This window comes from Pseudomonas sp. FSL W5-0203, assembly GCF_001896155.1.
GTDB classification, from domain to species: Bacteria; Pseudomonadota; Gammaproteobacteria; order Pseudomonadales; family Pseudomonadaceae; genus Aquipseudomonas; species Aquipseudomonas paracarnis.
This window is the reverse complement of record NZ_MPOR01000006.1, coordinates 88767-105757: the sequence shown is the minus strand read 5'-3', so window position 1 is coordinate 105757 and position 16991 is coordinate 88767. Positions and strand designations below refer to the sequence as shown.

The following is a 16991-nucleotide window of genomic DNA, read 5'->3' as shown; positions in this document are numbered from 1 at the left end:
ATTCAGAACGTCTTCCCAGGAAATGTGTTCACCAAGTTGCCTTGTGAATCAGTAATTACCGTCATAAAACTAGTGGACTGTCCACCTGTTTTGGCATCAACACCAATAGGTCTTCCCATATCAACCGTTCGAATAAAATTACCAGACGTCGGTGATTGGTACGCAGGTGTCTTGACGACCTGGGGCGTTTGCAGAACGATCTTCAATTCGTCCTTTGAAATCGTGAACGCAGATTTATTTTCACCCCAAGCGCCACCGTGCTTTTTCCAAGCGTATTCAAGCCCACTTCCTGTAGAGCTCGCAGTGCCCGTCCGCACATTGACTCTCGAAGCAACAACGCCTTTCGCAGCATTGAGAGCATGATTAGTCTCTACCGCTTCTTTCCCTTTCGAATCATTAGCAAAAATCTTGCTGCCGCCCTTCACGGCTAAAGACTTTACCTCCCCAAGCACAGCATCCATCAAAAACTCAGTCGCTACAACATACTCATCTCCATGCAAAAGGTTATCAGAGTCAGCTTTAGCCTCCGCATGAAATTCCCTCATGGTTTCAACGGTACGGTCTGTCAGCTTTGCAGCGAGCTCGATAGCTTTAGATTCTTTGAACTCTCTGTACTGATCCCCCACTACCGCTTCAGCTGCTGCATGTGCGACAACACTCACTACCAGCTTCATAGGCCCCATCATGGCCTGCACGCTAAGCATCGCAGCCTGAAACTGCTCTGCGGGCAGCTTCTGGGAAAGCTTGACTATATCAACGATGCCATTGAGCGCTGCTTCACCCCCGTTACGCGGCAGGTCATCAACGAGCATGGCCGGTAACTCGTACCCTGAGCCCGTCTTCGGCTGGGTGGAAGGTGTAGCACGGCAACTGCCATCGTCTATGCAGCCCTTGATTTTCTTATCGTAAATTGCCGCCTTTTCCGAGAAGTCATTCAGTGCGTTTATAACGTCTGGCGGAAGCGCATCCAGAGTGTTAGGCGCGAGGCCCTTGCGCGCCAGATTCTTCGAAATTGTCAGCGCCTGCTCATCGCCGAACTTTTTGCGGATATTCGCTGAAACATCATCAATGCTGACGCGCTGAGCCTGAATTTCGCCTTTGATCTGGTCGAGCGCGCCGGCAACTGCTTCGATCTTTTTCTTTTGGTTGTCTTTGAAATTGACAACGTCTGCCAGCAGATCTTTGGCGGCTTTCTCAGGATCCATCACAGCATCAATGGACGAACTACTCGCATACAGATCCGTTCGTTTTTCATCATCCTTGGTGATCTCATAGGCCTTACCCACGTCCCGGTTCAACCCAGCCGTAGAGTCAGCCCCCGTCTCAGCATCCTTGCGTACAACGATTTCACCTGCCCCTACCGTGGCTCGGACAATCTGCTCACGCTCTTTCTCGTAGTTCCAACCCTCAACGCTCCAACCGGTCTTACCTTCCTTGCCTTTGCCCGCCTGGCTGCTGTCTTGTACGGTGTTGCCTTTGCTTTCACTGCTCCCGGCTTTATAGGTGCCACCTACGTTCAGGTAGTACCCATGTTCTTTGTCCTGCCCGACGATATCGCTGAAGCCGAGGGTACCGGTGTCCAGTTTCAGGTTGCCGTTGTCAGCGGCGATGAGGGCTCCGTCGATCTGGGTATGGTTCTCAGTTTTGATATCGACTGCATTTTTGCCGGTGATGCGGGTTTGCTCTTCGACCCAGTCGGTTTTACCTGTGGTCTTACCAAAGCCGACCGAGCCGCTGACACCTGCACCCGGGCCAATGGTAGCCGTAACGCTGATATCAAACTCTTTGCCCTTGACCTTGCCCGTATCAGCGACCGACGAAACCTTGAGGTCGCCGCCCACGCGCCCCACCACTTCGTCGCCTCTGAGGTTCGCTCCGCCGATGGTGGTGTCTTTGCCACTGGCAAACCCCAGGCGGTCGCCGGCATAGAGGTAAGCCTCTTGTTGGCGTTGGCCTTCTCGCTCCAGGTTACCCTTGCCCATACTGACGCTGACGTAGACGCCAATACCTTCAGAGCCAAACGTCAGGCCTGCTTCCCCGCCGCCACTGTGGCGGTTGTTTTCGCTGTTGCTGTCGTTATGCGCCGAACGAATGTTCAAGTCGTTGCCGGCATTCAGCTCGATATCCCGTTGGGCTTTAGCCTGCGTTCCAATCACCTTCAGATCATTGCTGGCCTTGAGATTGATATCGCGACCAGCATCCAGTTGCGAAGCCGTAGAGGAACCCTGGGTGCTCTCGCCTGTCGCCGTACCGAAGCTGCCACCGGCGCCCAACTTGATCCCGCCGCTGGTGCCACCATGAATGCCGCCCCAACTTTGGGTGTGGGTGGTTTCTTCACTGACACCCCCCTTGGCCACGTCAAGCGTGACGTCACGCCCTTTGATATTGATGTCGCGCCCGGCATCCAGTTGGCTTCCCTTCACCAACACATCGTTGCCAGCGTTAAGGTACAGATCGTTACCGGCACTCAGCGTCGAAGACCGGTTGGTTTGCTCGATAACCTGCTGGCTGTTGGTTTGTTTACTGTTGCCAAACTTTCCGTCCAGCGTCGGCCCACTGACAAACTGACTGACCGAATCAACTGCTTTGAGTGTGCTTGAGCCCTTGCTGACATTGTCCTCGCCTTTGCCTGCGCCGCTAACAGCGTCTTTGGTATTGGCATAGTTATGGTTGATCGAAACACCCAGGCCGTTGCTCTCTTTCTCGCGTATCTGCTCGGTGAGCACACTTTCACGCGCAGCATCGATATTGATATTTCTGCCCGCCGTCAGCTCGATATCATTGGCGGCGCCAAAGTCAGAGCCGCGTTGGTTGATATCACGCTTGGCGTTGATCGCCACATCTTGCCCGGCGCTGATCTGGCTGCTGGAAGCGGTCTCGTGTTCGACACGATTCTTTTCCCCACTGCCTTCGGTGCCAGCGAAGATGCTGATGCCATTACCGTTACTGGAGATGCTGGAACCCGTCTGTTTTTTCTTCTCCCAGCTACGTTCGCTACTGGTGTCTTGAGCGGCGACCACATTGACGTCGCGCCCTGCATCCAGGTTTACATTGCGCCCTGCGCTGATGCCGCTGCCAACCAGGTTGATATCCTGCGCAGCCTGCAAGCTGGCATCACGTTCAGCATTTACCTGGCTGCCCACGCTGGTGCTGCTTTGCGCTTCACGGCCGGCTTTTTTCGCTGACGAGATCGCGACCGACGTTGGCCTTTCCGTATATCCAAATTTCTTCTTATGTTCCTCGCTACGGCTATAGGCGGTGTCGTTCGCAGAAATCAGGTTGATGTCACCCGTGCTATTGACCAGCCCGGAGCGCAATTCAGTGTCGTTATCAGCGCTTATCTCACTGGCCCGCAACCGCACATCATTACCCGCAGCCACCACCACATCATTGCCCGCCTCCAACTCACTGCCCACTTGGCTCGCAGTAGTCTTCAACTGGCTCTTGCCGCTTTTGGACAGCCCCAGGAACCCGGACTTGGTCTTCTTGCTGTAGGAGCCATGTTCCTCGACACCCGACAACACCGCGACGTCCCCCGTGGCCCCCAGCAACATGTCCCCACCAGCCTTCAACTGGCTGCCGATCACGGTGACGTCACGCCCGCCGTCGATGCTCATCCCGCCATCAGTCTTCTTGGTGGCATTGATGGTCAGGTCTTTGCCGGCTTCGACGACGGAGGCTACGTTTGTGCTGTCGTAACTTTCCCGCTGCTGGCTTTTGCTACGACCGAACGAGCCCTTGCTCTTTTTCGAGTAGAACGAAGCGTCTTCGTCCAGGGCCGAGAGGATGCTCACATCGCGCTGTGCATCGAGGGCCACGTTGCCGCCGCCGGCGATTCGGCTGGCGGTGAGTTCCAGGTCTTTACCGGCATTGAGCGACACGTCGCCGCCGGCCGTCAGCACGCTGGAAACCTGGCTGATATGGTCCTTGGACTGGGTGACCTTCTTGGACTTGCTGGAGGAATGCTGTTCGTCAGCGGCTGAGGAAATACTCAGGTCCTCAGTCGTCGTGATGCTCAAGTCACGCTTGGCGTCGATGCGGCTGGCAATGGCGCTGAAGTCTCGCCCTGCCGATACCTTGAGGTCGCGGCCGGCCTCCACACTGGCGCCGTTTTGCGTCACGGTTTCGGTACGCAGGCGGTTGCCCAGGTCCAAACCATTGCGTTGCTCAACGGCATCGATGTGCACATCGCGGCCAGCGACCAATGTGGTGTCACGCCCGCTTTGCAGCACGCCACCGGTATTGGCGATGTCACGGCCTGCATTCATCGTCAGGTCATTAGCTGCCTCGATGCGTGACGCACTGTCGAGGTAATCGCGGCGTTCAGCAGTACCGTTACCAGTACGGGTCACGGCACGTTCGTTGATCACATCACCCTTGATCGCGGTGAGCGTAACGTCGCGTCCGGCGATGATGCCACCGGACTTGTTGACGATGTTGTTACCCGCCAGCAGGTCCAGGCGGTTACCGGCTTCGATCAAGCCGCTGTTGATCAGGTCATTGCCCGCTTTGGCCGATAGATTGTTGGTGGCGCGCAGTGTGCCGGCGTTCTCCAGGTTCTCGCCGGCGATCAGGTTCAGGTCGTTACCGGCGATCAAGGCACCGTTGGGCGCGAGACGATTGTCGGCCTGGGCCATGTACAGCACGGGCACCAGCACTTTCTCACCGTTCACTTCGTGCTGTTCAAGCCAGACGATGTCGTGGGTCAGGGCCGCGACCTGTTGCGAGGTCAAGGTCACGCCCACTGCCAGGTTCAGTTGCTGCTTGCTCTGGATCGCATTGTCCATCAGGTACTTGAACAGCTTTTCGTCGGTGTTCTGACCGTCGATAAAGCGCTGCCCTGTGCGTGCTTGCACAGCCTGCTGGATCAAGCGTTGTTCATAGAGGCCGTCGCCCAGGCGCTTGGCACTTTCGTCCGGGTTGTAACCCAGCCCTGCGAGCAAGTAGTCGGAGCTCATGAACTGCTTGAGGTCGGTGAGCACCGGGTTGGTTTCGATCAGGTATTTATGTGGTTGCGACTTTGGCGCGGTAGGCGTGAAGCCTTGCACGCGGTTGATGGTCTGGCTGGCGACCGGAGTGGTTTGCGCCAGCGCATTGACCGGCTGGGCAATCACCTCCGCGACCTGGGTTGGGCTGCTGCCCGCACCTTGTGCGACGGGTGTGTTCACCACCGGCTGCACGCCTGGCATAACCGGCGTCACGCCAGGGATGTTCAACGTCGGCCGAGCGGGCTCGCCCGGTGTGGCGACCTGAACGTGGGTGTCCCTTTGGGTCAGCGCCAGGTCTGGCTGATCCGCAGGCCCTGTGACCTTCGCCACTGGCGGCGTTGAACCGCTGGACGGATCTTGGGCGTTGATACCGTCGCCCCGGGCGATTTCGCCTGGGGTGATCTGGCTGGGCGTCCAGCCACTGCCGTTGGCCACATCGCCGGCCCCGGCAACGTTAAGTGTTCTGGTGGTGGCGGTGACACCACTGACCTGACGTGCAGTGGAGTCCACCTGACGCGTAGCTGCGCCCTGTTGAGTGACGCTTTTGAAATCGAAGGTGCGCGTTTCAAGCGCCGGTTGTGCATCCTGGCGTTGAGCCAGGCCGAGGGTCGCACCGCCCATGGTCCAGCTTTGTGGGCCACTGGTGGCTTGGGTGGCCTGGGTATCCTCACCCGCCCGGCTACTGAGGCGGAACAGTCCGTGAGTGCCCGTGGGCAAGGTGAACCCGCGTAGCGTCAAGGGGTTGACTTGTTGTTGGGCCAAGTCCGGTGGCAGCTGTGGCGCGAGTTGCACGACCACCGTTGTCGGGGCGCTGGCAACACCCGTGTCCTCATTGCGCGCAGCGCGCCCGGCCAAGGCGGTAAAGGATGTCTCGATGCTGTTGATTAAGGATTTGGTGGCCGTGATGTTCACGGTACCGGCTGCCTGGATGATCGCGGGTGCCAATGACGCGCCAGCGGTCGATACCAAGGTATCGCCAATCAGCCTGAAGGCTGACAACGCACTGACCGGCAGGTTTTTGGGTCCGGGCTGAGCGTTGTAGGGGTCCATGATGTTACGTTTGAAACGCCAGTAAGTACCATTGGATGATTCCATCCGCCAAGTCCGGGTACGCGTTCCGGAGCCAGACGCTGCTCCTTTGTTAGTCAGCGTATCAGCGTTGATATTCATGTCCGCGCCGGAAGCGATGACACTGTATTCATTGAGCACATTATTTGCGGCGACATCCATACGGCCGCCCGCCTGGATAGTCGAAGCAGCCGATGTTTTCAGCAGCTCACTTTGATAGTTCTCGGTACCAATAAAATCGACGACAAAACTGCCCCCGCTACAGTCCCAGCAGATATTTGTAAGCGACCCGCCACTACCGGGTGTTTCTTTGGTCGAAAATTCATCCCGACGGTTAGTCAGGCTGGCAACCTTGAGGGACATGTCTCGGCTGGACTCAATGCTCCCCGATATGTTCTCCAGGCTGACCGCCTTACTCGTACCATCAAGACCGCTTACATCCAGGCGCCCTAGGCTGTAGATATCACCGTACTGGTTCGTGATTGCGTTGCTATGCAAGGTCATGTCGTTGCCGCTGAACAACAAACCATGATCGTTCAACAAGGCGGCACCGGTGACTGTCACATTTTGTGCGCCACCCAATGTCCCGTAGTTGTTCAGCGTACCTGCCGAGAGTTCGAGGTTGGTCGCAGAGGTCAGCCGTCCATAGTTGTTCAATTGACTATCAACGTTGACGTGGGTATCGCCACCGCCAGTAATTTTGGCGCTATTGCTCAGATCCAACTGACTCGCATGCAGGTTGAGCCCCCGCTGACTGGTGACTCGTCCATTACCGCTATAAGCGCCCGCGAGGTCGATATTTAAACTGCCATCACTGGCAATCAATCCGTTATTCACCCAACTGCCACCCTTACCTTCCAGGTGCGTCGAGGCCAGCAACTGCCCGGTTTCCGTCTGGGTAAAGTGATTGACGTTGACGTTCAATCGCCCTGCCTGAATGACACTGGTGTTGGTCCAGGTATCCGCGTTCAGAGTCAGGCCACCACGAGTTACAACAGTGCCGCCCGCGCCGGTTACGTTGGGCAATGAGATGTCGAATGTGCCCTCACCCACGTGCAGCAATTGCCCGCCGTTGTTCTGGAAGCTGGCAGCCGCCAGGGTCAGATCCTGGTTGGCGGTTTCCACGGCGCCGTTACGGTTGTCGAACACGCTGCCGATCTGGAACTCTGTCTTGCCGGCGCGTCCCAGGGCGCGCAACTTGCCGCCCTGGTTATCGATGGCGTTGGCGGCCACGGTCAGGTGGTTGGTGCTTTCGATCAGGCCGTTGTGGTTGGTCAGTTGGCCATCGAGGCCAAGCGCGATCTGGTCACCGGCAATCTGGCCGGCGCTGTTTTCCAGGGCGCTGCCATTGATGCGCATCAGGCCCTTGGCATACAACGCGCCCTGCTGGTTATTGAGGGTGGCAACCGTCAGCCATGCATCGCTGGTTTGCGCGCCGAGATAGCCGCCCTGATTATCGAATTGACCGGCATTGAGTAGAAGGCGCTGGCCTTGAATCAAGCCGCCCTTGGGGCTGCCATTGAGGTCATGGCCATTGCGAAGCACTCCCACCACACCGGCTTCAATGGCGCCCTTGAGACTGGCGAGCACACCGCTACGGTTGTCGAGGTTCCCGGCCTTGAGGTGCACGTCACCGGTCTGGCTGATGATATTGCCGCCTTGGTTGTCGAGATCGCCATTGACCTCGACACGCAGGCCGTTCTGCCCCTGCAACTTGCCCTGCGCGTTCGTCAGGCCAAAGGCGTTGATGCGCAGGTCGCCGTCCTGGCTGTAGATCAAACCGTCAGCGTTGTTTTGAACGATGGCGCTGGCATCGATGGCCAGCGGACCTTTGGCCGCGACGGTGCCGCCTTGGCTGTTGTTCAGGCCGCCCATGGCCAATGACAGGCGTCCCTGGCTGGCCAGTTGGCCGCCTCGGTTATCCACCTCGATGGCGCGCTGGAGTACCAACGACCCAGTGCCTGCGATCTTGCCGTTGACGTTGCCAAGGTTGCCTTGCAGGTTGAGCACCAGATGGTCGTTACCCATCAGCGAGCCACCGGTGTTGAGCAAGTTGCCACCCAGGAAGTTCAGGTTGCGCAGGGCCGTGATATTACCGGCACTGTTGTCGAGGTCGGCCGCGCTCAGATCCAGCGTCGAGCCGCTGTCGATCAACCCACCTTGGGTGTTGTTCAATGCGCCAATCACGTTCAAGGTCTGCTGCGCGCCGCTGGAGATAACACCTTTGTTGCTGTTATCCAGGCTCGCGGCGCTGACACTCAACTGCCCTTGGCTGGCCAACGCCCCTTCGCCACTGTTGAGCAAGCTGCCACTGAGGCGCACGTCAAGGTCGCCGTTGCGACTGGACAGCGTGCCTTTGTCACGGTTATTCAAGTGAGTGCCGATCAGGTTGAGGCCCTGCCAACCCGATATCAGGCCGCCGCGGTTAACCAAGTCGCCTGCATTGAGCGTGAGTAACTGTTGGCTGATAAGCGTGCCGGCGCTGTTGTCCAGGCTGCGCCCCGTCAAGCTAAGTGCATTTTGGCTGGACAGTTCGCCGCCCTGGTTTTGCAGGTCGCGTAGGCGTTTTAAGGTCAACGGGCCTTTGGCAAAGATCAGGCCCTTGCGGTTATCCAGATCACCGTTTGCCAAGTCGACGCTCAGGCGCTGCTCACCTATCAACCTGCCGCCACGCAAGGCCATGGACGTGAGCGTGAGGTCCATATCACCCTTGGCCGATACCTCGCCGGCGTCACTGGCGTCTAAACTCAGGGCATTGAGTTCCAGGCTGCCCTGGCTGTTGATCAGGCCTTTGGCGCTGTTGTCCACGGCCAACGCATTGAGCGTCAGCGCGCTGGTACCCAGCAGGCTCCCGCCCTGGTTATTGAAGTTGCCCGCGTTGACTGTCAATGCCTGCGCGGCGTTGATCAAACCATGTTGCCCGTTGTTCAGCAGCCCAGTGCTGGTCAATTCAAGGCCACCACGGCTGGTGAGCGTACCGCCGCTGTTATCGACCACGGCCACTTGCGCACTCAGGCTTGCACCTGCAACCAAACCCTTGATGTTAGTGAGTACCTGGTCGATACGCAGTGTCAGGCCCTGGTTGCTGAGCAGGCGACCACCGCTGTTATTCAGGTTGCGCGCCACGATATTGAAGGCCTGGCCACTGGAGATTTCACCGGCCTGGTTGTTCACACCATTGAGATGGTTGAGCACCAGCGGCCCGGTCGCGTTGATGAGGCCCTGCTGGTTGTTGAGCTGGCCATTGTTCAGGTCCAGGGTCAGGCCCGCGTTGCTGAACAGCTTGCCACCTTGTTGATCAAGCCCATCGACGCTGGCCGTCAGGGCCTGGGCACTGCCGATGTTGCCGGCGCTGTTGTTCAGTAGCCCAGCCTTCAGCTCCAAGGTGTCGCCACTGGTGAGACGGCCCCCAGTGTTATCCAGCGCGCCAGTGGTTACACTGACCGCCCCTTTGCCACTGAGCACGCCCTTCTGGTTCCCCAGGCTAGCGCTGCGCAGTTGCAGCGTGCTGTCAGTCACGAGCTCACCGCCCTCGTTGTCCAGAGCCCCCTGCGAACCCAGCACCAACGCGTCGGCGCTGGAAATCCGCCCCTGACGGTTGACTACGCTCGCCGCATCGACGCTCAGGCGCCCTTCACTGTTGAGCACGCCTTGAGTGTTATTCAGCTCCCCTTTCAGCTCAAGTTGCAGAAGCTGCTGGGCGAGCAGTTTGCCGTTGCTGTTGTCCAGGTCCTGAGCGCTCAGCATCAGCCGCTGAGTGTTGAGCTGGCCTTGGTTGCGATTAAGCAGCTGGGTGAGCGTAAGGTTCAAGGATTGCCCGGCCAGCACACGACCCGCATCGCTGTTATCCAAGGTGTGCCCTGTAACGGTCAGGTCGGCGTTGGTCGATAGTTCGCCACCACGGTTGTCGACCCGATCGACCAGCAGTTTCACCGCCTTATCGGCGCCAACCAGGCCTTTGCGGTTGTCCAGGACCGCACCACGCACATCCACGGCTGTGGTGCTGATGAGTTGACCGCCGCGGTTATCGACCTGATCGATATCAACCGTCACCAAGGCTTTGCCCGATACATCACCGTCACGGTTGTCGAGTCGAGCGGAAGACAGCCGCATGGCGCCGTCGGCAATCAGCGTTCCGCGCTGGTTATCCAGCGCCTGGGTGGCAGAGACGTCCATGACGCCACGACTGTTGAGCAAACCATCAGTGTTGTCCAAGCGAGCACTGTTGGCGTTGAGGGCGGCTGCGCTGATCGCACCTTTGGCGTTGCCCAAAGCGTCTTGAATCTGCAGGGTCAGGCCCTGGTTACTGATCAGCTTGCCACCGCCGTTATCCAGGTTGCGAGCCGCCAGCACGAAGGCTTGCTGGCTGGAAATTTCGCCGCGCTGGTTATTGATATCAGCCAGGTTTTTCAACATCAGCAGCGGACTATTGATCAGGCCACCCACGTTGCTCAGTCGGCCGTGGTTCAGGTTCAGGTCGAGCTGGGTGTTGCTGAACAGTTCACCGCCCTGTTGATTCAGGCCGGTGATCGCGGCGGTAAGATTTTTACTGCTGGCGATACGTCCGCTGTTGGCCACCTGGGTGGCTGCCAGGTCCAGGCGATCAGCGCTGGTGATACGGCCATTGTTGTTCAGCGTGCCGGTGGCCAGGGTCAGCGCGCCACGGCTGTTGAGCAGGCCTTTGGGGCCGTTGTCCAGGCTCGCGCTGGTGAGCGTCAGGGCGGCATCGGTCTCCATGACGCCCCCCTGGTTGGTGATAGCACCGCTGGCAGCAAGTGTGAGCGCACCCGCCGAAGAGACGGCACCCGCGTCGTTGTTGAGCGTCGCGCTGCTCACCTGCAGGGTACCTTCGCTGCTGATTTTGCCCAGCTGGTTATCCAGCCGACCATCCAGTTCAGTGCCGGGAATGGCGACCAGCGACATGCTCAGCGATTGCTGGCCCGCGAAAGTGCCTTGGCCGTTATCCAGGCGCGCGCCGTTGAAGCGGTTGTCCCGGGCGAAAATCATCCCTTGGGCCTGGTTGATCACATGGGCCACGGCCAGTTGCAATGCGGTACCGGCGATCAGTTTGCCCGCGCTGTTATCCAGGTGCTGCGCCTTGAAGTCGATGCTGCTCTGGCTGGAAATCTCGCCCGCACGGTTATCAATGGCGTCGACCGTCAGTTTCAGCGCTTTTGTGGCGCCTACCAGGCCGCCATCGCGATTGTCCAGGGAGGCCCCGCTCAAGCTCAGCTCGTCCTGGGCAACCAGTTCACCGCCCTGTTGGGCCAGTACACCGATAGTTGCCTGTAGATCCGCCTGGCTGGCGATTCGGCCAGCCGCGTTTTGCACATTATCGGCAGTCAGTCGCAGGGGCCCTGCTGCACTCACCAGCCCCTTCTGATTACGCAATTGTTGTCCGGAGAAGCTCAGGGCCGCTTTGCTGCTGAGCGAACCTTGCTGATTGTCCAACTCACCCACATTGAGCTGAAGGTCCTTCTGGGCAAGGATCACACCACCACGGTTGTCGACGTTGGCGCTGTGCAGCGTCAACAGGTCCTGCCCGGTCAGCCGCCCTTCGCGGTTATCCAGACGACCGGCACGCAGTTCCATCGCGCCTTTGGCCAACACTTGCCCTTTGGCCTGATTGTCCAGTAACCCATCAATCGTGGCCTTGAGTTGGCCGTCGCTGCCCAGTTTCCCGGCCTGGCGGTTATCCAGACTGGCGGCCTGCACGTTCAACGAGGTGCCGGCCCCGAGCGTGCCGGCCTGATTATTCAGCGCGCCCTTGACCTTCACATCCAGGCTGACATCACCGAGCACCTGCCCGGCAGTGTTATCCAAACTGGCCGCCTTCAGCTGCGTGTGGCCTGCGCTGACGATTTCGCCCTGGTCGTTAAGCAGGTCCTCATTGACCACCAGGCGCGCATCCAGAGCGCTGCTGACCTTGCCTTCACGGTTGTCCAGGCGCGAGGCACCCAGCTCGACACCAGCGGCTGAAATCAGCCCTTTGACGTTAAGCAACGCCTGTTCGATTTTGAGGGTCAAGCCTTGGTCGCTGAGTAAGTTGCCGCCGCTGTTGTCCAGGGTGTCGGCACGCAAGGCAAAGGCCTTGGCGCTGGAAATTTCACCGTTACGGTTGTCGACGCTTTTGAGGTTTTTGAGCAACAACTGCCCTGGCGCGTTGATAAAGCCATCGGCGTTATTCAAGTACCCCTGGTTCATGTCCAGGGTCAGTTCGCTGTTGCTGTAAAACTCACCGGCTCCGCGCTGGTCAAGGCTGCTGAGGCTGGCGTTGAGCGCCTGGCCACTGGCGATACGGCCCTCGAAGCGGTTGTCTACGTCGGTCGCTGTCAGGTTGAGGCGATCAGCGCTGGTGACACGGCCTTGATGTTGGTTAAGCAATACGCCTGTGGTCAGTTGCAGTGCACCGTCAGCCACAATGCGCCCGTGGCTGTTGTCGACACTGCCTGCATTCACCGTCGCCGTATCAGCGCTGAGCACCTCGCCGTTCTGATTGGCGAGGGCATTGGCGGCGCTCAACAGTAACGCCCCGCCGCTGCTGATACGCCCGCCGTTGTTGCCAAAGCTGGCGCTGCGCAGTTGCAAGGCGGCGTCGCTGCGCATGACGCCTTGGCTGTTGTCAGCCTGCCCGGCCAGGGTCACGTCCAGGTTGCGTTTGGCGTAGACACTGCCTTGGGCGCTGTTATCCAGGCTGGTTGCCTTGAGGTTGACATCCTGCTGCGCAGAAATCAGGCCCTTGAGCTGGTTGTTCAGCCTGGCGAGCGTCAGCTGGAGCGTACTATTGGCCAGTACGCGACCGGCATTGCTGTTGTCCAGCTCACGGCCCATCATCGTCAGTTCGGTAACGCTGGAAACTTCACCCCCTCGGTTGTCCAGCTTGCCGATGGACAGGTTCATGGCTTTACCCGAATTGAGCAACCCGGCCTGACGGTTATCCAACTGATCGCCCGTGACCTGCAACTGCCCGACCGACGTGATGCTGCCACCTCGGTTATCCACGCTACCCACCACAAGGTGCGCCTCACCCTTGCTGGTCAGACGGCCCTTGGACTGGTTGTCCAGGCTGGCAGCATTGACCGTCAGCATCTGACCGGCAGCTAGCGTGCCTTTGTCATTGTTGACCGCGCCGTGGCTGGTCAAGGTCAAGCGGTTATCGCCCTGGATGCGCCCTTGACTGTTGTTCAGCGCAGCCACTTCGACTGTCGAGTGCTGACCCAGCAATTCACCGTTGCGGTTGTCCAGCACACCTTCTACGCCGAGGTTCAGGTCGGAAACGGCACTCAGTTTGCCGCCCTGGTTGCCCAGGCTGGCGCTGCTGACCTGCAAGGCTGCCGCGGAAATCAGGCCACGGGTGTTATCCAGTGCCTGGGCGATTCGCAGGGTCAAGGCTTGTTGGCTGAGTAACTTGCCGTCCGCTGTGTTCAAGGCGGTTGCCGCCAGCTCAAAGGCGTGGGCGCTGGAAATTTCACCGCCCTGGTTATCGACGCTGCCCAGTTGCTTGAGCAGCAATTGCCCCGGCGCGTTGATCAAACCACTGTTATTGTTTAGGTAACCACCTTGCATATCCAGGCTTACATCGGCTTGGCTTGCGACATGCCCGTTACGGCTGTTGTCCAGTGCAGTAACGGTCATCCCCAACTGAGTGGCACTGCGCAATTCTCCGCCTTGGTTGCTCAGGTTGCCCGTTGCAATCTTCAGCTCGCCAGCACTCGATAGCGTTGCGTCATCGTTGGTTAAACCACCGGCATTGATGGTCAGGCGAGCATCGCTGCGCAGCGTGCCTTGGGCGTTGTTCAACTGACCGCCAACATCGACGCCCAGTTGGTGTTTGGCGTACAGGCTACCGCCCGCGCGGTTATCGATGCCTTGTGCACTGATCTGTACCTGCTCAGCGGCAATACGACCGTTGAGCGAGTTGTTCAAGTCAGCAACGTTCACCTGCAAGTCAGTGCCGGCGCTCACCAGCCCCGCTTGGTTGAGCATATTCGCGGCTATACGCGCCGTCAGCGAAGCATCGCTGGTCAGGGTGCCCTGACGGTTATCCAGGCTGGCGCTGTTGACTGTCACGCTTTGCCCGGCGGCCAATGTGCCGGCCTGGTTGCTGATCGCGCCACCCGCTTGGAGCACCAGCGTTCCATCACCCTGCACCAGGCCCTGGTCGTTATTGAGCGTCCCAACCCCAAGCACCAGGTGCTTGCCTAGCACCTTCGCGCTGCGGTTATCCAGCTCGCCATCGACTTGCAGGTTGAGGCCCTCCACCGCAGCGAGTCGACCGGCCTGGTTAATCAGTGTGCCCGCACGTACCTCCAGGGCCTTGGCGGTTAACCCACCTTTGGTATTGTCCAGGGCGCGGGCAATGCGCACGCTCAAGGCTTGCTCGCTGAGCAACTTGCCGGCGCTGTTATTGAGTTGATCCGCATTCAGATCGAAGGCTTGGGTGCTGGAGATTTCGCCGCCCTGGTTATCGACGCTGTTCAGTTGAGTCAGCAACAACTGGCCTGGGGAGTTGATCAAGCCGCCTTGGTTGTTGAGGTGACCCCGATTGAGGTTCAGGCTCAAATCGCCTTGGCTGAAGAGTTGGCCGCCATTGCTGTTGTCCAGGTGACCTACGGTCAACTGTGCGCCTGAATCGGCACTGAAACTTCCGCTTTGATTGGCGAGCAAACCACCCACCCGGGCGTTAAGCCGATCACGGCTGTGAACTCGACCGCGTTGGTCGTTGAGCAAACTGGCAACGTCAATATCCAGGCCGCTGGCTGCAATCTGACCGGCACCATTGTTCAGTGCCTGGGCGATACGCAAGCCCAAGGCTTGATCACTGAGCAGCTTGCCAGCGCGGTTGTCGAGGCTGTTCGCCGCGACGCTAAACCCACGGGCACTGGAAATCTCGCCACTGCGGTTGTCGACGCTATTGAGATTATTCAGCGCCAGCTGGCCACTGGCATTGATCAAACCTGCATCGTGGTTGTCGAGGTGGCCGTTGCTCAGGTCCAGGGTTAGGTCGCTATTGCTGTAAATGCGCCCTTGGTCATGCTGGTCGAGGCTGGTGACACGGGCATTGAGAGCCTTGGCGCTGTAGATTGATCCACCTTGGCTGTTATTGACCGGGCCGGCCGCCAGTTCAAGGGCGCCACCACTGGCGAGCACGCCATGTTGTTGGTTATTGAAGTTCCCGGCATTGACCTGTGCAGCGGCCCCCGATTCGATGCGGCCCTGCTGCTGATTATCCAACGTGCCGGCGATATTCAGCCCCAGCTCGCCCTGGCTGGTGAGGATGCCTGACTGGCTATTGTCCAGTTGCCCCGCGTTGACCCGCACCATCTGCCCGGCCACCAGGCGACCGTTTTGATTGTTCACCGCCGCGCTGGCATTCAAGCGCAGCGCCTGGCCCGCAGATATCAGGCCGGCGACGTTGTCCAGGCTGTCGACCTGCAAGGTGACGTCAGCAAGGCTTGAGAGCTCGCCCTTGCGATTGACCAACTGCCCGATGCGGCCACTGAGCCCTCGGTCGCCCACCACCAGGCCTGCGTCAGTATTGAGCAACTGCCCGGCATTGAGCTCAAGGCGTGCGGCGCTCAACACGCGGCCTTGCTGTTGGTTATCTAGCGTTTGGGCACTCACTTTGAGCTGGTTCTGCGCGCTAAGGGTGCCGCTGCGGTTGTCGACAGTGCCATCCACATTCACGGCTAGGTCACGACTGGCGATGACGGTCTTGCCGTTGTTATTCAACTGGGCGGCAGTGACGTGGATATCGCCCTGAGCATTGCGCGTCTGATCAGCGTTGACACCCGCTTCGATGACGCCGTTGTTGGTCAACACCCCACCGCTTTGCAGCGCCACGCGATCACGCGCAGCCAGGCTTTTTTGATTGAGCAGGTCGCCTTGCGTCTTCATCTCAAGCACACTGCCCGCCGCGACCACGCCCTGGGCTTCAACGCTGCGGGCCTTCACGTCAATGGCGCCGGCCGCCGTTGTCTGGCCCATGACCACATGGCCACCGGCATCAATCTGAATATCACCGCCAGCGACCATGTCCCCCGACAACTTCACGCCGACACCCGCCTCGGTCCCCACCAGCTTGACTGCGCCCACATACATGCCGCCCAGTGCCGACGAGTCAATCGCCAGATCCGGCGCCTGGCTGCCATCCGCTGCCCGCGCCGTGGCATTCAGGGTGCGAGCGTCGACGTCGTTACGACCGGCGACGATGGTGAGTTTTTTCGCCTGGATCTGCGCATTGATGGTGGCGGCGCGGGTGATGATTTCGAACTGATCGACGTTGTTGGCGTTCAGGCCGGCGCCTTCGATAGCCACACTGCCCTGGTCCACTTGGTAACGATTGATCTGGCCGTTTTCAATCACGGCTTTACCGGTGGTGAGCGTCGCTTGCGGGGTGTTGATAAAGCCGCAACCGTTACAGCTGATGCCATACGGGTTGGCAACGATCACATGGGCCGATTGCCCAGCCACTTCGGTGTAGCCGCGCAGTTGGCTGGGGCTGCCGCCGTTGACTTCGTTGAGAATGATATTGGCCGCGGTGCCGTGGAGGTTGGGGTTGCCGACAATGATGCCGCCCAGTTGGGTGGACTGGGTACGGTCGGTGGCGTTATTGAGGATGACCCCGTTGGCGCCAACGTTGTAGTCATGAAATTGGTTGTGCGAGAGGCCGTTGGCGTTCGGCGTGGCGATGTTGACGATGGGCACGCCATTGCCCGCTTGTCCGAGCGAAGTACCTGGAGCATTCACCACAATGCCGTCTGCCTGGGCCAGCAACGGGTGCCAGAACATGGCGTTGGCCAAAATCAATGCCAACCCACGTTTAGGCAGCCCCAGGAAATGGGCGCGGCTTTTTACGGCAGCAGAAGGCTGGCGCGCGAGGAATGCGTACTGGCGAACGTCCATGTCATGTCTCGAAGCCCGAAGGCGGTCAAA

The 16991-nt window shown here is 59.1% G+C and carries 1 protein-coding gene; it reads right to left on the bottom strand.

Annotated elements, in window-relative coordinates; genetic code table 11:
* Positions 1-2: 2 nt before the first annotated feature.
* Positions 3-16961, bottom strand: a complete 16959-nt coding sequence (locus BOP96_RS08220) for a hemagglutinin repeat-containing protein (RefSeq protein WP_073452407.1) — start codon at positions 16959-16961, stop codon at positions 3-5.
* Positions 16962-16991: the final 30 nt, after the last annotated feature.